The sequence below is a fragment of the Telluria sp. LT1R51-2 genome (assembly GCF_059685775.1).
In genome coordinates, this window is the sequence record NZ_JCASIM010000001.1 from 89,949 (window position 1) to 114,345 (window position 24,397).

The 24,397-nt window shown below is 64.9% G+C and carries 23 protein-coding genes and 1 riboswitch; of the genes, 14 read left to right on the forward strand and 9 right to left on the reverse strand.

The window, feature by feature from the left end:
- Nucleotides 1–86: 86 nt before the first annotated feature.
- The 5 genes from AC56LH_RS00425 to AC56LH_RS00445 all read left to right on the forward strand — a co-directional run bounded on the left by AC56LH_RS00425 (nucleotide 87) and on the right by AC56LH_RS00445 (nucleotide 5,172).
- Nucleotides 87–338 carry a hypothetical protein gene (locus AC56LH_RS00425; RefSeq protein ID WP_499643071.1) on the forward strand — a complete coding sequence of 84 codons (252 nt, stop codon included), beginning with the start codon at nucleotides 87–89 and terminating at the stop codon, nucleotides 336–338.
- A gap of 6 nt (nucleotides 339–344) precedes the next feature.
- Nucleotides 345–593 carry a hypothetical protein gene (locus AC56LH_RS00430; protein WP_499643073.1) on the forward strand — a complete coding sequence of 83 codons (249 nt, stop codon included), beginning with the start codon at nucleotides 345–347 and terminating at the stop codon, nucleotides 591–593.
- A gap of 129 nt (nucleotides 594–722) precedes the next feature.
- A complete protein-coding gene (locus AC56LH_RS00435; RefSeq protein ID WP_499643075.1) occupies nucleotides 723–3,059 on the forward strand; it encodes an ATP-binding protein in 2,337 nt (778 codons plus the stop codon).
- Nucleotides 3,056–3,523: a response regulator gene (locus AC56LH_RS00440; RefSeq protein ID WP_499643076.1), complete on the forward strand. Its 468-nt coding sequence runs from the start codon at nucleotides 3,056–3,058 to the stop codon at nucleotides 3,521–3,523. Before AC56LH_RS00435 ends, AC56LH_RS00440 begins: the two co-directional genes overlap by 4 nt.
- On the forward strand, nucleotides 3,514–5,172 hold the full coding sequence (locus tag AC56LH_RS00445; protein ID WP_499643078.1) for a hybrid sensor histidine kinase/response regulator: 1,659 nt from the start codon (nucleotides 3,514–3,516) through the stop codon (nucleotides 5,170–5,172). The genes AC56LH_RS00440 and AC56LH_RS00445 overlap by 10 nt, the downstream gene beginning before the upstream one ends.
- Here the strand turns inward: AC56LH_RS00445 and AC56LH_RS00450 are convergent.
- Complete coding sequence (locus AC56LH_RS00450) at nucleotides 5,164–5,571, reverse strand: hypothetical protein (protein ID WP_499643080.1); 408 nt, start codon at nucleotides 5,569–5,571, stop codon at nucleotides 5,164–5,166. The genes AC56LH_RS00445 and AC56LH_RS00450 overlap by 9 nt on opposite strands.
- A gap of 296 nt (nucleotides 5,572–5,867) precedes the next feature.
- Between AC56LH_RS00450 and AC56LH_RS00455 the strand changes: the two genes are divergently transcribed.
- The 3 genes from AC56LH_RS00455 to AC56LH_RS00465 are packed head-to-tail and all read left to right on the forward strand — an operon-like array spanning nucleotide 5,868 to nucleotide 9,419.
- A complete protein-coding gene (locus AC56LH_RS00455) occupies nucleotides 5,868–7,679 on the forward strand; it encodes a CIA30 family protein (RefSeq protein ID WP_499643082.1) in 1,812 nt (603 codons plus the stop codon).
- 16 nt (nucleotides 7,680–7,695) lie between these two features.
- Complete coding sequence (locus AC56LH_RS00460; RefSeq protein WP_499643084.1) at nucleotides 7,696–8,817, forward strand: sensor histidine kinase; 1,122 nt, start codon at nucleotides 7,696–7,698, stop codon at nucleotides 8,815–8,817.
- Entirely contained in the window at nucleotides 8,814–9,419 is a 606-nt protein-coding gene (locus AC56LH_RS00465; protein ID WP_499643086.1) for a response regulator, read from the forward strand. Before AC56LH_RS00460 ends, AC56LH_RS00465 begins: the two co-directional genes overlap by 4 nt.
- Here the strand turns inward: AC56LH_RS00465 and AC56LH_RS00470 are convergent.
- The 4 genes from AC56LH_RS00470 to AC56LH_RS00485 form a co-directional block, all read right to left on the reverse strand.
- Nucleotides 9,386–9,910, reverse strand: a complete 525-nt coding sequence (locus AC56LH_RS00470) for a hypothetical protein (protein WP_499643088.1) — start codon at nucleotides 9,908–9,910, stop codon at nucleotides 9,386–9,388. The genes AC56LH_RS00465 and AC56LH_RS00470 overlap by 34 nt on opposite strands.
- A gap of 61 nt (nucleotides 9,911–9,971) precedes the next feature.
- Nucleotides 9,972–10,313 (reverse strand): SMR family transporter, encoded by a 342-nt coding sequence (locus tag AC56LH_RS00475; RefSeq protein ID WP_407070048.1) that lies wholly within the window; start codon nucleotides 10,311–10,313, stop codon nucleotides 9,972–9,974.
- Between the two features lie 39 nt (nucleotides 10,314–10,352).
- Nucleotides 10,353–10,805, reverse strand: a complete 453-nt coding sequence (locus AC56LH_RS00480; RefSeq protein ID WP_499643090.1) for a DUF2147 domain-containing protein — start codon at nucleotides 10,803–10,805, stop codon at nucleotides 10,353–10,355.
- 106 nt (nucleotides 10,806–10,911) lie between these two features.
- The gene (locus tag AC56LH_RS00485; RefSeq protein ID WP_183556826.1) at nucleotides 10,912–11,106 is read right to left on the reverse strand and encodes a hypothetical protein; all 195 of its coding nucleotides are present in this window, start codon (nucleotides 11,104–11,106) and stop codon (nucleotides 10,912–10,914) included.
- Between the two features lie 232 nt (nucleotides 11,107–11,338).
- On the opposite strand from AC56LH_RS00485, the gene AC56LH_RS00490 reads away from it, so the two are divergent.
- Together AC56LH_RS00490 and AC56LH_RS00495 are read left to right on the forward strand one after the other, a co-directional pair.
- Complete coding sequence (locus AC56LH_RS00490; protein WP_499643092.1) at nucleotides 11,339–12,820, forward strand: alanine/glycine:cation symporter family protein; 1,482 nt, start codon at nucleotides 11,339–11,341, stop codon at nucleotides 12,818–12,820.
- Between the two features lie 115 nt (nucleotides 12,821–12,935).
- Nucleotides 12,936–14,006 carry an MBL fold metallo-hydrolase gene (locus tag AC56LH_RS00495; protein WP_499643094.1) on the forward strand — a complete coding sequence of 357 codons (1,071 nt, stop codon included), beginning with the start codon at nucleotides 12,936–12,938 and terminating at the stop codon, nucleotides 14,004–14,006.
- On the opposite strand, the gene AC56LH_RS00500 is transcribed toward AC56LH_RS00495, so the two are convergent.
- The 4 genes from AC56LH_RS00500 to AC56LH_RS00515 form a co-directional block, all read right to left on the reverse strand.
- A complete protein-coding gene (locus tag AC56LH_RS00500) occupies nucleotides 14,007–14,690 on the reverse strand; it encodes a transglycosylase domain-containing protein (protein ID WP_499643096.1) in 684 nt (227 codons plus the stop codon).
- Nucleotides 14,690–15,835, reverse strand: a complete 1,146-nt coding sequence (locus AC56LH_RS00505; protein WP_499643098.1) for an acyltransferase family protein — start codon at nucleotides 15,833–15,835, stop codon at nucleotides 14,690–14,692. The genes AC56LH_RS00500 and AC56LH_RS00505 overlap by 1 nt, the downstream gene beginning before the upstream one ends.
- 32 nt (nucleotides 15,836–15,867) lie before the next feature.
- A complete protein-coding gene (locus AC56LH_RS00510) occupies nucleotides 15,868–16,143 on the reverse strand; it encodes a hypothetical protein (RefSeq protein WP_499643100.1) in 276 nt (91 codons plus the stop codon).
- Nucleotides 16,144–16,417: 274 nt separating this feature from the next.
- Nucleotides 16,418–19,216 (reverse strand): valine--tRNA ligase, encoded by a 2,799-nt coding sequence (locus AC56LH_RS00515; RefSeq protein WP_499643102.1) that lies wholly within the window; start codon nucleotides 19,214–19,216, stop codon nucleotides 16,418–16,420.
- A 246-nt stretch (nucleotides 19,217–19,462) separates the two neighbouring features.
- Between AC56LH_RS00515 and AC56LH_RS00520 the strand changes: the two genes are divergently transcribed.
- From AC56LH_RS00520 to thiS, 4 genes are all read left to right on the forward strand, one after another.
- On the forward strand, nucleotides 19,463–21,577 hold the full coding sequence (locus AC56LH_RS00520; RefSeq protein ID WP_499643104.1) for a hypothetical protein: 2,115 nt from the start codon (nucleotides 19,463–19,465) through the stop codon (nucleotides 21,575–21,577).
- A gap of 20 nt (nucleotides 21,578–21,597) precedes the next feature.
- Complete coding sequence (locus AC56LH_RS00525; protein ID WP_499643106.1) at nucleotides 21,598–22,005, forward strand: hypothetical protein; 408 nt, start codon at nucleotides 21,598–21,600, stop codon at nucleotides 22,003–22,005.
- A 56-nt stretch (nucleotides 22,006–22,061) separates the two neighbouring features.
- Nucleotides 22,062–22,174, forward strand: a riboswitch (TPP riboswitch).
- Between the two features lie 77 nt (nucleotides 22,175–22,251).
- Nucleotides 22,252–24,177: a phosphomethylpyrimidine synthase ThiC gene (gene thiC / locus AC56LH_RS00530; RefSeq protein WP_499643108.1), complete on the forward strand. Its 1,926-nt coding sequence runs from the start codon at nucleotides 22,252–22,254 to the stop codon at nucleotides 24,175–24,177.
- Complete coding sequence (gene thiS / locus AC56LH_RS00535) at nucleotides 24,178–24,381, forward strand: sulfur carrier protein ThiS (protein WP_183556875.1); 204 nt, start codon at nucleotides 24,178–24,180, stop codon at nucleotides 24,379–24,381.
- The last annotated feature ends 16 nt before the right edge of the window (nucleotides 24,382–24,397 follow it).

Consider the following 24,397-nt stretch of genomic DNA (forward strand, 5'->3'; position numbering starts at 1 on the left):
CACAGCTGCCCAGTGACTTTGTGCGCCTTTTGCAGTACGTGCAGTGCCATATACTGCCTGTCTTGCAAACTGACGGCGATCCCGCAATGACATCCAGACTCGAACACACCTGGTGGTTTGCCGCGCTGGTGAGCGCACTGGCCGTGTTGTCGACGGGGTTTCTGGCTCACAGAGCCGGGCTTGGCGTGCCACCCACCGGCCTGGCCCAATGGATCGTGGGTGCCTTGTGCTTCGTCGCGTTGCATCGCGGGTTTGCGTTCGCGGGCTGGTTGCTCGTGCTGGCGCTGGCGCCATCGAGCCGCTTGCTGCAACGCTCCGGCGCGAAATCGCCACACTGAACAGCCATGGACGACATCAACGTCTTGAAGGTCATCGCGGGCGTCTTCCTGCTCGTCTTCGGTGTCCCGAATCAGATCATCGACTACAAGCACCGCAAGAACAAAGACTATGAACCCGGCAATGCCTGGGGCTATTACGCCAGGCTTGCCAAAGAAGGCAGTTTGGAAGGGCGCTTCATGATGTGGTCGGGTTATATCGGGATCTACGCCATCCTCGGTCTCCTTGGTTACGCGTTTTACATCCTGGCGAAATGAAGCGTAACGCCGCTTGTTCGAAAACCACTGGTTTTCGGGTGCGCGCGACGAATATTCACCCTCTCGTCATGTTAGTGCTACTCTTCGCCTCTTCGTCTAGCAAACGGCCATGCGATAAAGAGTCACTCAATGAGTCGCAGCACCCTGCCGTTCCCCTACAGTATCAAGCGCCATGGCGTCTCGCTCTCCAACTGCGACGATGAGCCGGTGCAGACCCCGGGCTGCATCCAGGCGCATGGCTTGCTGCTGGCGCTCAGCCCCGATGACCTGATCGTGCGCCAGGCCAGTGAAAACTGGCCGCAGCGTACCGGCCTGGCCATGGACCAGGTACTGAACCAGCCACTGGCCGCCGTGATCGGTCCGGATGCGGTGCAGCGCATCGTGCATGCGATGCGCACCGAGGTCCTCGAACGCAATGCGCTGTATGTGCTGACGGCGCCGCTGCCCCATCCGCCTTGCCAGGATGCGCCGATGGACTTTTCGGTCCACCAGGCCGACGGCGTCCTGATCGTCGAGATCGAGCCGGCCAGCCGCCCGGGCGACACGGTCGTGACCGACAGCGACTATTATTCGATGGTGAAGACGACGCTGGTGCGCCTGAAATCGGCCAGCAGCCTGAGCGCGTTCTGCGACATCGCCGCCCATGAAGTGCGACGCACGACGGGCCTGGATCGCGTGATGATCTACCGCTTCCACCGCGACGAGACCGGCGAAGTGATCGCCGATGCGCACCGCAGCGACCTCAATTCGTGGCTGGGCCTGCGTTATCCGGCCAGCGACATTCCGGTACCGGCGCGCGCGATCTTCAAGCGCATCGGCGTGCGGCCCTTGCCGGACGTAAACGGCGCGCTGATGGAGATCGCGCCGCTGCTGAACCCCGTGACGGGGCGGCCACTGGACATGACCTATTGCGCACTGCGCGGCGCGTCCGTCATGTACACCGATTACCTGCGCAATATGGGCGTGGCCGCCACGCTGACGATGCCGATCCTGCGCGACGGCCGGCTGTGGGGGCTGATTGCCTGCCACCATTACGCGCCGATCGTGCTGCCCTACACCTTGCGCGCGGCCGCCGAATTCATCGGCCAGGTCACGTCCCTCGAAATTGCCTCGGCCGAGGGCAGGGAGCACCTGGAATACCGGTTGAAACTCGAGGCAGCGCACCATGCGGTACTGGGCCAGGCGCTCGCTGATGGCAACTACGCGGCGCTGACCCATGGCGCTCCCTCGCTGCTCGACGGGATCGACGCAGGCGGCGTGGCGGTGTCGGAAAACGGCCAGTGGAGCATGGCCGGCATGACCCCGGATGCGCAGCAACTCACGACGCTGGCAGCCTGGCTGACGCTGCACAGCGCGCGTCTGGCGGACGGCAGCACGGTCATTGCGCTGGATGATCTGGGCCGCGACGATCCTGACGGCATCGACCGGGCCGATTGCTGCAGCGGCGTGCTGGCGTTTCCGATGTCGCAGCGCAGCCACGGCGACTGGGTCATCTGGTTCCGTCCCGAGCAGTTGCAAACCTATCAGTGGGGCGGCAATCCGTACGAAGCGGGCAAGGCCACCGGGGAGCACGGCACCCGCCTGACGCCGCGCCAGAGCTTCGCCGTGTGGCAGGAAGAAGTACGGGGCCGCGCCGAACCATGGAAGCCGGTGGAGATCGAGGCGGCCAAAAACCTGCGTCTGTTGATGCTCGACGTCGTCGTGGCGCGCGCCGAGCAACTGGCGGCGCTGAACACGGACCTGGTGCGCAGCAACGACGAACTCGATGCGTTTGCCTACGTCGCCGGCCACGACCTGAAAGAGCCGCTGCGTGGCATCCACAAGTATGCGCACTTCCTGCTCGAAGAAACGAGGGCGGGCCGCCCGCTCGACGCGCAGGGCCGCGAACGCATCGACGCCATGTTGCGGCTGACGGTGCGCATGGACAGCCTGCTCGACGCGCTGCTGCACTTCTCGCGCGTCGGCCGGCTCTCGCTCGAACGCCAGCCGATCGCACTGGACGACGTGGTGGCCGAAGCGACCGACATGCTCGGCGCAAGTCTGCTGGGACGCGACATCGACGTGCAGATTCCGCGGCCACTGCCGACGATCTCGTGCGACCGCATCCGCGTGCGCGAAGTGTTTGCCAACCTGATTTCCAACGCCGCCAAGTACAACGACAAGCCGCAGCGCCGGATCGAGATCGGCTACCTCGACCCGGTCGAGGGCGCGGAGAGCGTCTCCACATTCTACGTGCGCGACAACGGCATCGGCATCGACACCAAGCACAGCGAGCGCGTCTTCATGATGTTCAAGCGACTGCACACGCGCGATGCGTACGGGGGCGGCAGTGGCGCTGGTCTCGCGATCGTCAAGAAGCTCGTCGAGCAGCACAATGGCCACAGCTGGTTCACGTCCGATGTGGGTGTCGGCACCACCTTTTATTTCACGCTGAGCGGTACCGGCATGAAGCAGTCCGGCGCATGACGCCCCTGGTGCGCAGCGACCTGCCGCCCATCCTGGTCGTCGACGACAGCGACGACGATTTCGACACCGTCTCGATTGCCGCGCGGCGCGCCGGCATCGGCAACCTCTTGGTGCATGCCACGGATGCCGACGACGCCCGGCGCCTGCTGTTCGCCGCACCCGCCGTGGCCTATGCCTTCATGCTCCTGGACTGCAATCTGCCCGGTGAAGACGGCCTGACGCTGCTGGAAGAAGTGCGCCGGCACCCGCTACGCGGCACGCTGCCGGTCATCGTGCTGACAGCCAGTATCAACCCGCGCGACCGCGATGCATTCTACGCCGCCGGCGGCAATGCCTATCACGTCAAACTGGTGAACTTCGAGGAAGGCCTGGCCAACCTCGAGAGCATCTTCCGCTACTGGCTGACGCACGTCGTGCTGCCGGGCGCGGACACCTCATCGACAGGAAAACACCAATGGCTGTAGCTCACGACACCGATCGTCCCTGGCGCATCCTGCTGGTCGACGACAATGCGCTAGACCGCGCCGAGGCGAAAGCAGCGCTGCTGGGCGGGCATGACCGGCGCTACCAGTTCGTCGAAGCGACATCGGCGAACGAGGCGATGCACCTGTGCGCAAGTTCAGCGCCGTTCGACTGCATGCTGCTCGACTTCTTTCTGCCCGATGGCGACGCGCTCGACGTGCTGGCGCGCCTGCCGTGCGACGCCGACAAGATTCCGCACCTGCCCGTCGTGATCCTCACCGGCGTGGCTGGAGCGGAAAGTCGTGCGTCGCTGCGCCACGGCGCCCAGGATTTCGTGGGCAAGGCCTGGCTGGGCCGCGAAAGCCTGACCTGGGCTGTCGAAAACGCGATCGAGCGGCGCAAGATCGCGCGCGAAGTCATGGCCGAACGCCAGGTGATGGACAGCCAGCGCCAGTACCTGTTCGAGGCCGAACGCACGGCGCGCCTGGAAAGCGAACGCGTGGCGCTGCTGAAGGACGAATTTCTCGCCACGCTCAGTCATGAACTGCGCACGCCGCTGGCCGTCATCGTCGGTTGGGCCAGTGTGCTGCAACGCGCGCAGGACAATCCTGCCACGGTCAAGCGCGGCATCGACGCCATCGCGCGCAATGCGGGCCTGCAGGCCAAGCTGATCAACGACCTGCTGGACATGAACCGCATCGTCACCGGCAAGCTGATCCTGGATCTGCAGCAGGTCGACCTGAGCGCGCTGCTCGATTCGGCCGCTGAATTCCTGCGTCCGCTCGCCATCGAGAAGGGCGTGGAAATCCGGATCGATACCCATGACGGCGCGCCGCTGGAACTCGATGGCGATCCGGTTCGTTTACAGCAGATTTTTGCCAATTTGCTGGGCAACGCGCTCAAGTTTACCCCCGGCGGTGGCGCGATCACGTTGACTGTGCAGCGCCGCAATGACGGACAGGTCGCGGTGACAGTGCGCGACAACGGCGAGGGCATCGATGCGCGGTTCCTGCCGCAGCTATTTACCCGCTTCAGCCAGGAAAACAGCAAGGCTGCGCGCGTGCATGGCGGGCTGGGGATCGGCCTGTCGATCGTCAAGCAGTTGACCGAGCTGCATGGCGGCGTCGTCAGCGGCGACAGCGCGGGCGTGGGCCAGGGCGCCACCTTCACGGTGGTGCTGCCGCTGCGCGCCATCGATGAGGCAGGCGGCGACGTGGCGCGCACGGTCACCCAGGCGGAGGCGGAAGCCGACCAGCTGATGCTGATCGACCTGCGCGGCATGAGCGTGCTGCTGGTGGACGATAACGAAGACATCCTGGAACTGAGCCGCCGCGTGCTGGAAGAACGGGGCGCCGGCGTCGTCACCGTCAATTCGGTCGAAGCGGCGCTGGCGCAGTTGGGCGCTGCGCGCCCGCAGGTGCTGGTCAGCGATATCAGCATGCCCAAGCTTAGTGGCTACGATCTGATTCGCACGGTGCGCAACGACATGCGGCTCGATGAACACATGCTGCCGGCCGTGGCAATGTCCGCGTTCGCGCGGCCCGTGGACCAGCAGCGCGCGTTGCAGGCCGGGTATCAGGCGTATTTGATCAAGCCGTTGCAGCCGCATCTGCTGATCCGGGCGGTGGCGCGGCTGGCGGGGCTAGTGTAACGACACCAGCTGCCGCGCGGCGCGCCAGCGAAGCAAGGCTTGCGTCTGCGTGCGCAGCACTGGATAGACGAACGTCAGGTACAGCGTCAGCGTGAAGCCAAGCAGCACGCCGGCGGTCCACATGAACGCAGGTGCTGCGCCGCGCCACAACAACGCGGCGCAGAACGCGAGCGGCACCGCCAGCAGCAGGGCGACCACTGCGCGCAGCAGGGCAGAGCGGCGCAGCAGGTGGCCGGCCATCCCTGTCACGAAGAAAGCGCACGCGCCGAGCACGAGGCAGGCCAGCGTTGCCGCTGCTTTGCCCGCGTCGGCCGTCATGGCGCCGGCCGGCAGCACGATTGCCGGCGCGACGAGCACCAGCATGCCGGCGGCAAAGCACAGCAGCCGCAGGATCGTCATGGCGATGCCTTGCGCAGGACGTTGACAGGGGCAGTGTTCTGGCTCATACGAGATCGATTGCAACATTCAGCCAGCACGGCGATGTGATAAAGATAGCACACAGGCAATATCCGCGGCCGTGATAACTGTCTTTGGCACGCGACAGATTTGTCCTTGTTTTGCCGTAAATATGTCTTTCAGATGTAGCGGGGGCGAGGTCGCACATGACAGTTGTCACCCCATATCGGTGGCAAGTGCGCCTGTCGGCAGACCCGCACCATTGACATACTGGTCTCACACCAACCCGTGAGGAAACCATGTCCACCATCGTCGCAAAGGCGGTATGTGCCGCCGCCGGTCTGTCCCTCTCCTGCCTGGCGCTGGGCGCCGCTACCCTGGTCCAGGACGTGCGCGTGTTCGACGGCAAGGCCGTGCACGAACGGCGTTCCGTGCTGTTCGACGATGCACGCGTCGTCGATGCGGATTTTCGCGGGCCGGCCCCGGCAGGGGCGCGCATCGTCCAGGGCGCCGGGCGCACGCTGTTGCCCGGTCTGATCGACGCCCACACCCACGCGTTCCGGCAAGTCGACCTGCCGGTGCTGTTTGGCGTAACGACCCAGATCGACATGTTTACCGCCGTACCGGTCATGCAGGACGCCAAACGCAGCATGGCTGCAGGCAGGCATGCGGGGCAGGCCGACCTGTTCTCGGCCGGCATCCTGGCCACGGCGCCGGGCGGGCACGGCACCCAGTTCGGCGTGCCGATCCCGACCCTGAGCAGCCCGGGCGAGGCGCAGGCCTTTGTCGACGCGCGCATCGCCGAAGGTTCCGACTTCATCAAGATCGTGCTGGAAGCGGGCGGGCACGGCGCCGGTGCAATGAACTCGCTCGACATCGCGACCGCCACCGCGCTGATCGAGGCGGCGCACCGCCGTGGCAAACTGGCCGTGGTCCATGTCAGCACCGAAAAAGACGCCCGCGCCGCCCTCGAGGCAGGCGCCGACGCGCTGGTGCATCTGTTCCTGGGCGCGGCGCCCGATCCAACGGCGGTCGACAGCCTGGCCAGGCTGGCCAAACGCAAGAATGCCTTCGTGATCCCGACCTTCACCGTCATGGAAAGCATGGCCGGCGTGCGCGGCGACGACTTGCTGGGCGATGCAGATCTGGCGGCGCTGGTCGAACGCGAGGGCAGGGCGACCCTCAAGGCGCGCTACGGCCAGCAGGCGCGGCCCCAATTGCTGGCCATGCCGAAGGCGGTTACCGCCGCATTGGCCAGGGCGGGCGTGCGAATCCTGGCCGGCACCGATGCCGGCAATGCCGGCACGCTGTACGGCATCAGCATGCACCGCGAACTGGCGGCGCTGGTGGAGGCCGGTTTGACGCCGAGCGCCGCGCTGGCCGCCGCCACGAGCGCGCCGGCCGCCGCCTTCCGGCTGGGCCGGCGCGGCTGCGTGGCCACGGGCTGCAAGGCCGACCTGTTGCTGGTCGAGGGCGACCCGACACGCGACATCACCGCCACGCGCCGGATCGTCGAGGTGTGGAAGGACGGGCAGAGTGCGAATGTCCTGCGCGACGCCAGGCGTGAACAGGTCGCGCAAGAGCGCGGCGCATCGACGCGCCAGGACTTGCCGGCCGATGGACGCATCAGCCAGTTCAGCGCGGCGAAGCTCGGCAGCCCGTTCGGCAGCGGCTGGATGCCATCGACCGACCAGTACGCCGGCGGCAAGTCGACCGTCAAGCTCGGCGTGCTGCCAGCACTGCCCGACGGGCAGATACCGCTGGCGGTGCAGGCCAGCGTCGCCCCCGGCCTGCCGTATGCGTGGTCGAGCGTCGCCTTCATGCCCGGTGCGCAGCCGATGCAGCCGGCCGATCTGAGTGCGGCGCGGGTGTTGCGCTTCAAGGTGCGCGGTGACGGCAAAACCTATCAGGTGATGCTCATGGGCGCGGCCAATGGCCGGCCAAGCAGTGTGCCATTCGTCGCCGGCCCGGAATGGGCGGAAATCAGCCTGCCGCTGTCGGCCTTTGCCGGCATCGATCCGGCGGCGATTGCCATGCTAGCATTCAGTGCCGGGCCACAGCCGGGCGAGTACCGCTTCGAACTCGCCGACGTGCGCCTGCTGGCACAATAACGATCACGGAGTCACGATGACGATGACCTTCAGACAGGTGCTGGCGCGACCGTGGATGCCGGCCGACTACGGCGCATTGCAATACACGTGGCTGCTGTCGCTGGGCTACCTGTTCTGGAAGTTTTATTACGTGAGGCCCGGCGTGGCCGAGGCGGTGCTGCTGGCGCTGACGATCATCCTGTTCGTGCCGCTGTACTGCGCCAGCTTCTGGCCCCGCGGCTGGCGCGTCGGCGCCTGCGTGGCAGCCACGTGCCTGATCGGCGCAGCCTGGGCGCCGTGGAATCCGGGCGCTGCCTGCTTCTTCATCTTTGCCTGCGCCATGTGCGCCCGCATCCCCGGCACGGCTCGCCCCGTGTACGCGATGCTGGCCGTGATTGCCGGCGGCGCGGTCGTTGCCTTGCTGATCCCGCAGATGCGGATGGTGTTCCTGCTGCCGATCCTGATGGCCGGCATGCCGGTTGGCCTGTCGTGCATCATGGATGCCCGGTTGCGCACGTCGCGTACGCTCCTGATGCGCAAGCAGGAAGAGGTCGAGCACATGGCGCGCATCGCCGAGCGCGAACGCATCTCGCGCGACCTGCACGACCTGCTGGGCCACTCGCTGTCGATGATTGCGCTGAAGGCCGAACTGGCGCGCAAGCTGGCGCGGCGCGATCTGGCGGCCTGCGAGCGCGAAATCGCCGACATCGAAACCAATGCGCGCGGGGCGCTGGCCGAGGTGCGCGCCGCCGTGACGGGGTTTCGCCACAGTGGCCTGGTGCAGGCGCTGGCCAGTGCGCGCGCCAGCCTGCTGGCGGCCGACGTACTCCTCGACGAGCGCATCGAGCGCATGGACCTGGCGCCGGCGGCCGAACACGTGGTGGCGCTGGCCGTGCGCGAAGCGGTGACGAATATCGTGCGCCATGCCGGGGCGTCACGCTGCACGCTCAGCCTCGTGCGAGAGCAGCAGGATGGGCAGACGCACGCGGTGCTGCGCGTGCTCGACAACGGCAAGCTGCGCAGCACGGATGGCCTGCAGCAGGGTAATGGCCTGGCCGGCATGCGTGAGCGCGTCGCAGCGCTCGGCGGGCGCTTGTCGCTGCAGGCCGGCGCCGGTCTGGCGCTCGAACTGCACGTGCCGGCGGGAGCATCGGCATGATCCGCATCCTGATCGCCGAAGACCAGACGCTGGTGCTGGGCGCGCTCAGCGCGCTGCTGCGGCTCGAACCGGATTTTGATGTCGTGGGCGGCGCCGCGGACGGGCGCGCAGCGCTGGCGCTGTGCGAGCGCCTGGTGCCGGACATCGTGCTGACCGATATCGAGATGCCGCACATGACGGGCCTCGAACTGGCGCAGGGCCTGGTCCAGCGCAAGCTGGCGTGCCGCGTCGTGGTCGTGACCACGTTCGCGCGCAGCGGCTACCTGCGGCGCGCGATGGAAGCCGGCGTGCGCGGCTATCTGCTGAAAGACGCGCCAGTCGACGCGCTGGCCGCGGCGATCCGCGTCGTGCATGGCGGCGGCCGTGCAATCGCGCCCGAACTGGCATTGGAAAGCTGGAACAGCGGCAGCGATCCGCTGACCGAGCGCGAACGGCAGGTATTGCGGCTGGCAGGGGAAGGGCGCACCAGCGGCGAGATCGCACGCCAGGTGCATCTGTCGGAAGGCACGGTGCGCAACTACCTGTCCGAGGCGATCAGCAAGCTGGGGGCCGGCAACCGCGTCGAAGCCTACCGGTTGGCGCGCGATGCCGGCTGGTTGTAGTCGTCGGTGTTGCGGCGCGGCCGGCTCAGCTGGTTCCAGGCGGGTGTTTTACTGCCGCGCCGGGGCGGTGCTGGTGGCTGCGGCACGTGCATCAGCGGATAGATGAAACTGCAATACAGCAGGACCGTGTGGATCAGGAAGAACGTGCACAGGTAGACCATCAGCATATTGCTGCCATGCCAGATGACGATGCCGCTGGCGCCGAACGGCACCATCAGCAGCAGCGCCGCAAACGAGCGCAGCATGGCGTCGCGCCCCATGCGATGGCCCGCCATCGCCACCAGGAAAAACCCGCCCGAACCCAGCGCCACGCCCACCAGCACGATGTACGGTTGGAGCCAGTTCGGGATGCCATGCGCCGTCGAGGCCAGCAGCGCAGCCGGCAGCAGGATGGCAAACACGCCGGCCGCCATGCTCAGGAGCCGCAGCACGCGCATTTCGCGCCCGCGAAAAACGGGGCGTGCGGTACGCGTGATGGGAGTGGGTGTCATGGTGCGAATGATCGGAATGGGGCCGGGTGTAACGTCCGGGCGCACGGCGCGGTTGACATGGTCAGTGTCCGACGCTTTTCGAAAACAGGTTGATGACCAGCACGCCGGCGATGATCAGCGCCAGGCCGGCAATCGCCGCCAGATCCAGACTTTGCTTGAAATACAACCAGCTGACGATCGAAATGAGCACGATGCCCACACCCGACCAGATCGCGTAGGCGATGCCGGTTGGCAGCACGCGCAGGCTGAAGGTGAGCAGGTAGAACGACAGGGCGTAGCAGCCGACGGTGATCAGGCTGGGCAGGGGACGGGTGAAGCTGTCGGAGGCTTTGAGGGCCGTGGTGCCGATCACTTCGGCCACGATGGCAAATCCGAGATAGAGGTAAGCGAGGTTCAGGGTCATGGACAATAAAAACGGCCCGTCGCCGGGCCGTGGTAATGATTACTGCTCGCGCTGCCAGGTCTGGGTGCGCCCGAACATCGGCGCGCCGATGTAGCCGCGCACTTCGAGCTTGTTGCCGTTGTCGGCCAGCGTGGCCTTGCTCTTGTAGGTCTTGCCGGCGGCCGGGTCGAGGATTTCGCCGCCAGTGTAGTCGCCGCCGTCTTTTTTCAGGCCCGACAGGATGGTCATGCCGATGATCGGCTGGTCCTTGCGCGCGTCGCTGCATTTCCCGCACAGCGGGTTCTGCTCTTCGGATGGTGCGCGGTACAGTTTTTCGATCTTGCCGGTCAGGACGCCGCCTTCTTCGGTGATCCGCACCAGCGCTTTTGGCTTGCCGGTCTTGTCATCGATGGTCTTCCAGGTGCCGACCGGCGAGGTGGCCTGCGCCCAGGCGGCGGCGGGCAGGGTGAGCATGGTGGCGGCGATCAGGCTTGCTTGGATCAGGTGGCGCATGGTGGTGTCTCCAGTGTTGTTGTAGGTACCGCGCCAGTGTAGCCTACCGCTTCGCCCGTGTGACAGGTTGACGCCCGAGGATGTCTTCCAATCGCGCAGCACGCGGTCATGGCGCGTTGCGCACGTCTTCCGGTGTGACCTGGTGGCGCCGTTCGGCCGGGCGGGTGAGCACGCGCAGGCTCACTTCGAGCGGCACGCCGAGCGTGGCCAGTTCGCGCGCCGCAGGGCGGGCCTCGATCGACACGTCGTGCAGTACGGCGTCGATGAGGAGGGAGGTCTTGTAATCGCTTCGTCGGTCCATGGTGGGATCGTATCATGTCCACCAAGCTTTAGATCGCCAGCAATTGGTGCGCCGACCGGGCGTGTCCGCACCAGCAGCGCCCATTTCCCGTCCATCCTGCGTCAGCCTGGCGCATGCCGCCACAGGGCCAAGAAAATGATGTTAATTCCCTACGGAATCATGTAACTTGTGCGACGTCACGGCGGCAAAATGTCTGCCTTCCTGAACCCTTCATCGCAGGAGTCGCACTCCCATGCTCGACCTGGTCAACGCTGTCAACGGTATCATCTGGAGCCCCATCATGATCGCCCTGTGCCTCGGGGCCGGCCTGTACTTCTCGATCCGGGGCCGCTTCCTGCAGGTGCGGCACATCGGAGAGATGTTGCGCCTGATGCGAGAAGGGAAGAGCTCGGAGCAGGGCGTGTCGTCGTTCCAGGCCCTGGCCATGACGCTGGCCGGCCGGGTCGGCACCGGCAATATCGCCGGTGTGGCCACCGCCATCACGTTCGGCGGTCCGGGCGCCGTGTTCTGGATGTGGGCCGTGGCCTTCCTGGGCGCCAGTTCGGCCTTCGTCGAGTCGACGCTGGGCCAGGTCTACAAGGAGCAGATCGGCAACCAGTACCGCGGCGGCCCGGCCTTCTATATCGAGAAAGGCCTGGGCATGAAGCGCTACGCCTGGACCTTCGCCATCGCCACGCTGTTCGCCACGGGCCTGCTGCTGCCGGGCGTGCAGGCCAACTCGATCGCCGAAGGCCTCAAGACCGCCGCCGGCATCGATCCGCTCTACACCGGCATCGGCCTGGCCGTGGTGCTGGCCGCGATCATCTTCGGTGGCGTCAAGCGCATCGCCCACTTCGCCGAGATCGTGGTGCCGTTCATGGCGGCTGCCTACATCCTCGTTGCCGTGGTGGTGGTGGCGATGAACATCGAAGCGCTGCCGGGCGTGCTGCGCCTGATCGTCAGCTCGGCCTTCGGCCTGGACGCAGGCTTCGGCGCCATGCTGGGCATGGCGATCCAGTGGGGCGTCAAGCGCGGCATCTATTCGAACGAAGCCGGCCAGGGTACCGGCCCGCACGCGTCGTCGGCCGCCGAAGTGAGCCACCCGGCCAAGCAGGGTCTGGTGCAGGGTTTTTCGGTGTACATCGACACGCTGTTCGTGTGCTCGGCCACCGCCTTCATGCTCTTGGTGACGGGGCAGTACAACGTCGAGAATGCCGACGGCACGGCGCGCTTCATCGGCGTGCAGGGCGTGGCGTCGGGCCCCGGTTACGTGCAGACGGCGCTCGAGAACGTGCTGCCGGGCTTTGGCGCGCTGTTCGTCGCGATCGCGCTGCTGTTCTTTGCCTTCACGACCATCGTCGCCTACTACTACATCGCCGAGACCAATATCGCCTACATGGACCGCCATAACCGCCACCCGTGGCTGGGCGTGCTCCTCAAGCTGTGCATCGTTTCGGCCACCATCTACGGCGCGGTCAAGACCGCCGACGTGGCCTGGGGCCTGGGCGACATCGGCGTCGGCCTGATGGCCTGGCTGAACATCGTCGCGATCTTCTTGCTGCGCAAGGACGCCTTCAAGTGCCTGCGCGACTACGAGGCGCAGAAGAAGGCCGGCAAGGAACCCGAGTTCGATCCGGTCGCGCTGGGGATCAAGAATGCGCATTACTGGGAGGGGCGTGCTGCTGCGCTCAAGCGCCAATCCGATGGTGCGCGCAACACGGCGGCCGTCAAATAGACAGGCGCTACGCCCTGGCCATGCAGGCCGGGGCGGGCACTGGATCGTCTGCCATCCGATCCAGTGCGAGAAGTCCGGATCGGCTGTCGTGCACTTTTATTGAATCGACGCGTTCATGCGCCTGCTTATCGGCTTCATCTTTCTGGGAGCTCTCGCTACCATGGCAATCTGCACCTCTGTCTCGGCAACGACGACCGCGCCAACCTCGCCCCAATTCCACGACGGTAAATACCGCAACCCTGTCGCCATGCACAAGCTGGGCGCTGGCGGCATTGCCAAGCTGTGGTGGGCTTTCCTGTTCGACAAGCCGGCCGGGACCATGCCGCAGCAGGCAGTGCCCGTGCGGCCGCTGACCCGGGCAGCCCTGCTGGCGGCGCCCGACAACACGCTGTACCGCCTCGGTCACTCGACGATGCTGATCAAGCTCGCCGGCGAGTTCTACCTGACCGACCCGGTGTTCTCGAAGCGCGCTTCGCCCGTGCAGTGGTTCGGTCCCACGCGTTTTCATGCGCCGCCGATCTCGATCGACGACCTGCCGCCCATCAAGGCGATCATCCTGTCGCATGATCACTACGATCATCTCGACTACGCGGCGATCATGGCGCTGGCGGCAAAGACGTCGGTGTTTCTCACGCCACTGGGGGTGGGCGACCGGCTTGTCGACTGGGGCATCGACCGCGCCAAAGTACGCCAGTTCGACTGGTGGCAGGGCGCCGAGATCGACGGCGTGCACTTCGTGGCGACGCCGGCCCAGCACTTTTCGGGGCGCGGTCCGCGCGACCGCAACTCGACGCTGTGGGCGTCATGGGTGATCCAGCACGACGACCTGCGCCTGTTCTTCAGCGGCGACACCGGTTATTTCAAGGGCTTCAAGGAGATCGGCGCCAAATACGGGCCGTTCGACCTGGCACTGATCGAAACCGGCGCCTACGACAAGCTCTGGCCGGACATCCACATGCAGCCGGAAGAAACGCTGCAGGCGTTTATCGACCTGAACGCAGCCTGGCTGCTGCCGATGCACAATGGGACATTCGACCTGGGGCTGCACCGCTGGCAAGAACCGCTCGACCGGATCGAGACGCTGGCCGACGAGCGCGGGATCAAGCTGACGACGCCGGAGATGGGCGAAGCTTTGAGCCTGACGCAGCCGCAGGCCGGCGGGCGCTGGTGGCATGGCCTCAAATGATCACGCGCCGCAGTGCGTCAATGTTGTATCGAACCAGCCCTGAGCCTTGCAGGTGCCCTGCACCAGCGCACGCACCCGTGCCACGCGCGTGGCATACACTGCGGGCTGCCTGACAGGATGGTACGCGTTGGGCGCCTTGATCATGGCGACCAGGCCAATGAATTCGTCTTCGCTGGTCTGTTCCAGCGACTTGCCGAGATAATTCCGGGACGCCGCTGACAAGCCCATGATCTGCGTGCCGTTGTGCGTTCCCAGATAGACACGGTTCGTGTAGAGCGCCAGTTGTCGCGTCTTGGACAGCCTGGCATCGAGCACCACGGCCATCGCATCACGGCCCAGATCGATCCGTTTGCAGCATGCGAAGACGCTGCGGTACAGCGCCTGCAACGCGCCGCCAGCCCCGCCCAGGTCCGCACCTTCGAGGTAGAGGTCGCGCGCGACCGCGCCCGAGATCGTCGCAAAGCCCTGGCCGCTGGTCAGGCTCACGCCGTGGTGGACAAAGAAGGCAGGATCTTCGACGCGCAGCAGGATCTGCGTCTGCCGCGCGGACAGGGGCGCGTCAGCGATTGCCGGCATGTGCGCAGTGACAGTGTCGAAGGATGCCCAGGCCCAGATGGCGACAAGGAGCAGATAGCCCGCCACCATCGCGGGCAGGATCGACAGCCAACGGGTTCGTCGTCGCATCACACGCCTTTGACAGGCGCCTGGCCCACGGATGGTCTGCGCTGCAAACCCAGATGCACGGCGCCGTGTTCGAGCAGGCGCGCCAGCGCGTAACAGCACAGCAGCACCGGCACATAGACGACAAAGGTCCAGGTTTGCACGTCGCCCAGAAGTGACCTGTACAGCCACTGCGTGGCAAGCACGATGAACATGTGGAACAGGTACAGCTCATAACTGAGGCTTCCCATGCGCGCCAGCCATCCTAGCCCGCGGCGCGGCGCAGGTGGCTGCGCGTGAAAGGCCAGCAGCAGCAGGCAGGCGCCAACGCACATCATGTACATGTTGGACTTGAACAGATGACGGTAGACCACGTCCGACCAGCCCAATGCCAGCACGAGGCACAACGCACCAGCCAGACCCATGATGCGGGCCCCTCGCTTGCCTGGCTGCCACCGGCGCGCCAGCAGTGCAGCGAGCACGCCCCAGGCCAGCGCCGCCATTCCGGGCAGGTATGCTTTTTCCCACCAGACCTCATCGCTCATCGGCACCAGCGAGCGCAGCGGTTGCAGTCCCAGCGCCAGCACGACGAGCATGCCGATCAGGACATGGCGCGGCAGCCACAGGCACAGCAGCGGAAAGCCCACGTAGAACACTTCTTCGATCGACAGCGACCACAGGACATCCCAGCCCGCCGGCGCCCAGCCAGTGCGGCCCTCGTACCAGTTGAAGGTGAACGTCAGCGCCGAACCGAGCAAGCCGGCCAGCGAGTGGCGGTCGGTCTCTGGCGCGAATCCCGGCACCTGGCACACGGCCAGCAGCGAGAGCAGCATCAGGGCCAGGCCGAGCAGGGGCAGGATGCGCCGCGCGCGGGCGCGGTAGAAGCGGCGCAGGTCGACCTGTCCAATGCCGCCATCGCGTTCGATGATGCGCAGCGTGATCAGAAAGCCCGACAACGTGAAGAAGATGAAGACTGCTTCGTAGCCGTTGAAGCTGATGGCGTCGAGCAGTCGCTTGGGCAGACACTCTCCCAGAAGACTCGGCCCTAGCGGCAGGCGAAACGGCAGGGCCAGATGGTGCACGATCACGAGCAGGATCGCCAGGCCACGCAGGCAATCGATGCCGACGTTGCGCCGCGCGGCATACCGGTGGGGAAGGGAAGTCGTCATGCGGTGCTTTCCAGGGTGATTGCTGCCATTGTCTACAGGGAGTGCTCCCATACCAGGCGCCAGGTTGCGCGCACCCGATACGTCGTTGCGCGCAGCAACGGCGCGTTGCCTTCGAACGTGCGCCGTTCGAGAAGGTCTTGCTGCAGCAGGTCCGAGGCCGACAGTCGCAGGCGCGATCTTGCATCAAGTTTCCACAGTGCGTAAAGGTCAAGCTGGCGTTTCATGCTGTTTGCATCGACGATCCATGCGCCGGCTCGTGCCGCCAGCCGGTCGATCGTGGCTTTGCCTTCTAATTCGATGCCACGCACGGTCGCCTTGCCTGCATTGACCGGTGTTGCGGTCCACGACTAAAAGCCAGGGTCAGGTCTGACATTCGGACACGAACTCGACAATTTAGTAGTCGGAACCAGCTGACACCGGGCCCTGCTAATGCCGGGCGGGAAGCCATTGCAAGTAGTTAGGGCTGAGGTCGTGTCCGAATGTCAGACCTGACCCCGGCTGTGCTGATTTTATGGATTAAAGTAAGCAGAGCAGAAACAAAAAACGCGGCCGAGGCCGCGTTTTCTTTGGGGGATGGCTGCTTTACGCCGCTGCCAGTTTTTCCAGCTGCTCCTGCATCTTGCTGAGCGTGGCCGAGAAGTTTGCCACGCGTTCCTGCTCTTGTGCCACGACGGCGGCCGGGGCGCGGGCAACGAAGCTCTCGTTCGACAGCTTGCCGTTGGCCCTGGCGATTTCGCCGGCCACGCGCGCGATCTCCTTCGACAGGCGCTCGCGTTCGGCGGCGACGTCGATCTCGACCTTGAGCATCAGCTTGGTGGTGCCGACGATCGACACGGCCGCTGGCGATTCCGGCAGCGCGTCGACGATCTGCACTTCGGCCAGTTTGCCCAGCAGCTGGATGTACGGTGCGAACACCGCCATGTCAGCGCGCCCGGTGTCGCTCGACGGTTCGACAATCAGCGGCACGCGCAGCGACGGCGCCAGCGACATCTCGCCGCGCAGGTTGCGGGTGGCGTCCACCAGCGCTTTCAACTGCTCCATCCAGGCTTCGGCGCCTTCGTCGATCTGCGTCGCATCGGCCTGCGGATACGGTTGCAGCATGATCGTCGGCCCGGTCTTGCCGCTAAGGGGCGCGATGCTCTGCCACAGTGCTTCGGTCACGAACGGGATGATCGGATGCGCCAGGCGCAGGATCACTTCCAGCACGCGCAGCAGCGTATGGCGTGTCGCGCGTTGCTGCGCTTCGGTGCCTTGCTGGACCTGGACTTTCGATACCTCGAGGTACCAGTCGCAGTATTCGTCCCAGACGAACTTGTAGATGCTGTTGGCGATATTGTCGAAGCGGTAGTCGGCAAAGCCCTTCGCCACATCCTGCTCGACGCGGTTCATCAGCGAGATGATCCAGCGATCGGCCTGGGATAAATCTTCAGGCAATGGCGCGCTGCAATCCTTGCCTTCCGTGTTCATCATCACGAAGCGGGTCGCGTTCCACAGCTTGTTGCAGAAGTTGCGGTAGCCTTCGGCGCGGCCCAGGTCGAAGTTGATGTTGCGGCCCAGCGACGCGTAGCTTGCCATCGTGAAGCGTACGGCGTCAGTGCCGAACGCCGGGATGCCATCCGGGAATTCGCGGCGCGTGGCCTTGCCGATTTTCTCGGCGGCGCGCGGGTCCATCAGGCCCGTGGTGCGCTTGGCCACCAGCGTCTCGACGTCGATACCGTCGATCAGGTCGATCGGGTCGAGCGTGTTGCCCTTCGACTTCGACATCTTCTGGCCCTGCGAATCGCGCACCAGGCCGTGCACGTAGACCGTCTCGAACGGCACCTTGCCGGTGAAGTGCGCGGTCATCATGACCATGCGCGCCACCCAGAAGAAGATGATGTCGAAGCCCGTGACCAGCACCGACGACGGCAGGAACATCTTCATATCGGGCGTTTCTTCGGGCCAGCCCATGGTCGAGAAGGGCACCAGCGCCGACGAGAACCACGTGTCGAGCACGTCGTCGTCGCGGCGCAGGGCGCCGGTGATGCCGGCAGCTGCGGCCTTGGCCTGCGCCTCGGCTTCATCGCGCGCGACGACGATCTGGCCGTCTTCGGCGAACCAGGCCGGAATGCGGTGGCCCCACCACAGCTGGCGCGAGATGCACCAGTCCTGGATGTTGCCCAGCCACTGGTTGTAGGTCGTGCTCCAGTTGTCGGGCACGAACTTGATCTCGCCGCTGGCGACTTTTTCGAGTGCCACGTCGGTGATCGACTTGCCCGGATTGAACGTGCCTTCCGGCGCCGGCTTGGTCATTGCGACGAACCACTGGTCGGTGAGCATTGGCTCGATCACGACGTTGGTGCGGTCGCCCCGCGGAACCATCAGCTTGTGCGGCTTGATCTGTTCCATCAGGCCGAGCGCTTCGAGGTCGGCAACGATCTGCTTGCGCGCGGCGAAGCGGTCCAGCCCCTGGTACTGGGCAGAGCCGTTTTCGTTGATCTTGGCGTCGAGCGTAAAAATGCTGATCGGCGCGAGGCCGGCGCGCTGGCCGACTGCGTAATCGTTGAAGTCGTGGGCCGGCGTGATCTTCACGCAGCCGGTGCCGAATTCCTTGTCGACGTAGCTGTCGGCGATGATCGGGATTTCGCGGCCGGTCAATGGCAGCGTCAGCGTCTTGCCGTGCAAATGCAGGTAGCGTTCATCGGTCGGGTCGACCGCGACCGCGACGTCGCCCAGCATCGTTTCAGGGCGCGTGGTGGCGACTGTCAGGTGGCCGCTGCCGTCGGTGAGCGGGTACTGGATGTACCACATGAAGCCGTCTTCTTCCTGCGAGTCGACTTCAAGGTCGGACACGGCCGTGCCCAGCACCGGGTCCCAGTTCACCAGGCGCTTGCCGCGGTAGATCAGGCCCTGCTCGTACAGGCGCACGAAGACTTCGACGACCGATTTCGAGCGCGGCTCGTCCATCGTGAAGTATTCGCGCTGCCAGTCGGGCGACGTGCCCAGGCGGCGCATCTGGCCGGTGATCGTGCTGCCCGATTTTTCTTTCCACTCCCAGACTTTTTCGAGGAACGCGTCGCGGCCCAGGTCATGGCGCGAGATCTTTTGCGCGTCCAGCTGGCGCTCGACGACGATCTGCGTGGCGATGCCGGCGTGGTCGGTGCCCGGAACCCATGCGGTGTTGTAGCCGCGCATGCGGTAGTAGCGCGTCAGGCCATCCATGATCGTCTGGTTGAACGCGTGGCCCATGTGCAGGGTGCCGGTGACGTTCGGCGGCGGCAGCTGGGTGCTGAAGGAGGGCTTGCCCTCGTCCATGGTCGCGGCAAAGTAGCCGCGCTGTTCCCACTCGGCGCGCCAGAACTGTTCAATATCGGCTGGCTCGAAAGACTTGGCTAATTCCATGATGTGGTCGTGTGTGAATTTTGCGAAAGAAACCATTATAGGTCACCTTCCAGCGCCAGCCTATCCTGGCAACGTCGCTGAATTGCCAGTCGTTGTCCAGCTCGTTTGAATCCTTCTTTGTTTGACCGGGCTCCTTGATCTACCTCCAAATGTGCAAGTGATTCCTCTGAATATCTGCAGTCTCGACGAACCATCACCCCCACTCCACTGGTCGAACGAGGGCTTTTTGACCATGAGGAGAACACCATGTCACAACTCGACCCAACCGGGATCGACAATGCAAACGAGGACGCCATCGGCGACACCGGTGTGATGACCTATGAAGAAGTATCCGGGCTGTCCAATGGCGATTTGGGGATTCCCGAGCCATACGACACCGGGCCCACCGGCGCTGCGCCCGGGATTGCTGCGGGGCCGGGCATCGCGCCTGCCCCGCAGGTGCCCTTGCCGATCCCCTCGCTTCCCATCCCGTCCATACCGGCCATCAAGAAGGCGGTCAGCGGTTGCTACGCCAGTTCGCTGGGCAGCTTCCAGCTCGACCTGCGGGTCGACGTCGACCGCAACCGGCCGATGCGCCGCGTCAGCGGCGACTTTTACCAGACCAGCGGCAAGACCAAGTCGTACTTCGGCTCGTTCGTGGTCGACAGCCCGACCGTGACGGTGTCGACCACCCGCATCGTCGTCAAGGGCATGGGCCGCTTCACGTTCTCGGCCGGGGCGCCCGTGATCCAGGTGACGATCCCGCGCGTCAACATCTTCCAGCCGCAGGCCGCGGCCACGCTGCAGTTCTTCACGGTTAACAATACGCCGGGCGCGTCCTACCATTGCCCGTTCTCGTCGCTGCATTTCCGCACCGTGCGCATCGAAACCGACAGCGTGTCCGATGTGAAGACCACGCCGTTTTCCAGCTACAACACGGGCTCACTGCCTTCGGGCGGCAGCGCCCGCACGGTCAGCGTGGTCAGTGCCTTTGGTGAAGCGGGCATTGGCATGGTGCCCACCGCCGGCAACAATGTCATCGATGTGGGCGCGGCCGGGGCCAATGCCACCTGGAGCAATGCCGAGCTGCACGCGTCGATGCAGCAGCATTTTTCCCTGTGGGGCGACCTGCAGCAGTGGTGCGTATGGCAGCTGGTGGCGCAGCAGCATGACTTCGGCACGGACCTGTACGGCATCATGTTCGACCAGCAGGGCAAGCAGCGCCAGGGCTGCGCCGTGTTTCACGCCGGGATCGGCGGTATCACGGCCGAGCAACACCGGCTGCAGCTCTACACCTACGTGCACGAACTGGGGCATTGCTTCAACCTGATGCACTCGTGGCAGAAATCGTATGCCAACCCGCCCAAGCCAAACCGTCCCGAAGCGCTGTCGTGGATGAACTACCCGTGGTACTACCCGAATGGCAACGCGCCCGGCTTCTGGAGCAGCTTCGACTTCCGCTTCGACGACGAAGAGCTGATCCACCTGCGCCACGGTTTCCGCAACGACGTCATCATGGGCGGCAACAACTTCATGAGCGGCGCCTCGCTTGGCCGTGACGTGATGGCCGATCCGATCTCGGACGAATCCGGCCTGGTGCTCGATATATCGACCCACCAGCGCAGCTTCGCGTTGGGCGAGCCGGTGGTGCTCGAACTCAAGCTGCGCGCCACCGACACGCGCGGGCGCCGCGCCCATACCTGGCTGCATCCGAACTATGGGCTGGTGAAGGTCATCATCGAACAACCAGGCGGCAAGGTCTGCGCCTACGAGCCGATGATCGATCACCTGGTCGGCGAACGCCAGACCATGCTCGGGGTGGACAACCCGGTCCAGGACAGCGCCTATATCGGCTATGGTAAGGATGGTTTCTATTTTGACCGGCCGGGCCAGTATCGGGTGCGGGCCGCGTATGCGGCGCTCGACGGATCGCAAGTGCTGTCCGATATCCTGACAGTGCGCGTGCGCTATCCGGTCAGTACCGACGACAACGTGCTGGCCGACCTGTTCATGGGTGAAGACCAGGGCGCACTGTTGTATCTGCAGGGGTCGGATAACACAACGCTGCGCTCGGGTAACGCCGCCTTCGACGAGGTCCTCGACCGCTTCGACATGCATCCGATGGCCGCCTATGTGCGCATGGTCAAGGGCGTCAATGCCGCACGTGCGTTCAAGACAGTGAATGCGGGCGAGGGCAAGCCGCTGTTCGTGCGCGCCGCGTGTCTCGACGAGAGCGTTGCATTGCTTTCGAGCGCCGCGCAGGCCAAGGTACTCGATCCGGTGTCCCAGGGCGATTTGCTCACTTGTTTGGCCACGGTGCAGGGCGGTTCTGCGGCGACCGGCGTGACCGGACCGGGCGCGCGGCCGCACCGCAAGGCATGATCCATGCTGGATCGCAGGGGATGCGCCGCGCAATCGGGCTGGTCGTGCTGGCGTTACTCTGTTCCGGACAAGCCTGCTCTTCAGGCGGCTTGTCCGGCAAACCTGTTGCAGTCAATGGAAAGGCGAGGCAAGCGATGACGTTACGCGTGAGGTTGGGCGAGGGATTTCAAGACAATACGGTCAGCGTGCGGGTCGACGGCAAGCAGGTCTATGACCGGCCGAACGTGAGTACCGACCTGACGATTTCGCGGGCGGATTCGTTCGACGTGGCGGTCGACGGGGCCAGCGTGCAGCTCGAGGTGGCGGTACAGGGCGGGCCGACGGTCCGCCGTGTGGTCGAGCCGGCGCAGACGCCGTTCGTTGAAGTGCGTTTCATCGACGGCGCCTTGCATTTGCTGCCGTTGCCGGCCGAGCCGCCGATGTTGTAACCATGATGCCCATTCAATATTTGTTCGGCTATAATCCACCCGCTGCCATCACTGGCAGCAAACGCTAGGGGTCCTGCGCGTCGTTACTGTTGAAACGATGCGTGGGTGAGAAATACCCTCCGAACCTGATCTGGATAATGCCAGCGAAGGGAAGCAGCCGAATAGTGCGGCCGTGCGCAGTCTTGCGCCCGACCTTGCCGCACCCGGTAACTCCTTTGCTGGCTCTCATGCACGCAAGGGAGCCACATGAACGCACCGCCGAAGTCTTCGCAACTGTTCGATGCCGCCACCGCCACGGTGGACCAGGCAGCCATCGCATCGCTACCAAACTCCCGCAAGGTCTATATCGAAGGCAGCCGGCCCGATATCCGCGTGCCGATGCGCGCGATCAGCCAGTCGGCCACGTCCGACAGTTTTGGCGGCGAACCCAATCCGCCGCTGTTCGTCTACGACACGTCGGGGCCGTACACCGAACCGGCCACCGCGATCGATATCCGCAGCGGCCTGGCGCCAATGCGCCAACCTTGGATCGACGGGCGCGGCGACACCGAGCAACTGGCTGGGCCATCGTCGCAGTATGGCCAGCAGCGGCTGAGCGATCCGGCCTTGAGCGCGCTGCGCTTCGATCTGCAGCGCGCGCCCCGTCGCGCCAGGAGCGGTGCCAACGTCACGCAGATGCACTACGCGCGCCAGGGCATCATCACACCCGAAATGGAATTCATCGCGCTGCGCGAAAACATGCAGCGCAAGGAATACCTCGCGTCGCTGCATGCGTCCGGCCCGATGGGCAAGCGGGTCGCCGACCTGATGGGGCGCCAGCATCCGGGCCAGTCGTTCGGCGCCAGCATCCCCGCCGAGATCACGCCGGAATTCGTGCGCTCGGAAGTCGCGCGCGGGCGCGCCGTCATCCCGCTCAATATCAACCACCCTGAAATCGAGCCGATGATCATCGGCCGCAATTTCCTGGTCAAGGTCAATGCTAATATCGGCAATTCGGCCGTGACCTCGTCGATTGGCGAGGAAGTCGAAAAGATGACCTGGGCGATCCGCTGGGGCGCCGACACGGTGATGGACCTGTCCACCGGCAAGCATATCCACGAAACGCGCGAATGGATTCTCCGTAACAGCCCGGTCCCGATCGGCACGGTGCCGATCTACCAGGCACTGGAAAAGGTCAATGGCAAGGCCGAGGACCTGACCTGGGAGATTTTCCGCGACACGCTGATCGAACAGGCCGAGCAGGGCGTCGACTACTTCACGATCCACGCCGGCGTGCTGCTGCGCTATGTGCCGATGACGGCCAATCGCCTGACGGGCATCGTCTCGCGTGGCGGCTCGATCATGGCCAAGTGGTGCCTGGCGCACCACCGCGAATCGTTCCTGTACACCCACTTCGAAGACATCTGCGCCATCATGAAGGCGTACGACGTGACGTTCAGCCTGGGCGATGGCCTGCGTCCCGGTTCGATCTACGACGCCAATGACGAAGCGCAGCTGGCCGAACTGAAAACGCTGGGCGAACTCACGCAGATCGCGTGGAAGCACGACGTGCAGACGATCATCGAAGGCCCCGGCCACGTGCCGCTGCACCTGATCAAAGAGAACATGGACCTGCAGCTCGAGCAGTGCCATGAAGCGCCGTTCTACACGCTCGGGCCGCTCACGACCGACATCGCACCCGGGTACGACCACATCACGTCCGGCATCGGCGCGGCCACCATTGGCTGGTACGGCACGGCAATGCTGTGCTACGTGACGCCCAAGGAGCACCTGGGCCTGCCCGACAAGCAGGATGTCAAGGACGGCATCATCACGTACAAGATCGCCGCCCATGCGGCCGACCTGGCCAAGGGCCATCCGGGCGCGCAGCTGCGCGACAACGCGCTGTCGAAGGCGCGCTTCGAATTCCGCTGGGACGACCAGTTCAACCTGGGCCTGGATCCCGACAAGGCGCGCGAATTCCACGACGAGACGCTGCCCAAGGATTCGGCCAAGGTGGCCCATTTCTGCTCGATGTGCGGCCCGCATTTCTGCTCGATGAAGATCACCCAGGAAGTGCGCGCCTATGCCGCCGCCAATGGCGTGCAGGGCGAAACAGCCCTGCAGCAGGGGATGCAGGAAAAAGCGATCGAGTTCGTGCGCGACGGCGCCCGGCTGTACCGGGAGGTCTGAATGACGTCCATCGAAGTCAATGGCGCGCCGTGCGGCGTGCCGCCGGGCCAGACACTCGCCGGCCTGCTCGAACAGCTGGACCTGAGCGGGCAGGGCATGGCGCTGGCCGTCAACCGCGAGGTGGTGCCGCGCCAGCAGTGGCCGACGCGCCGCCTGCAGGCGCAGGACCGGGTCGATATCGTGCGCGCCATCGGTGGCGGCTAAAGGAGAACAGGATGAA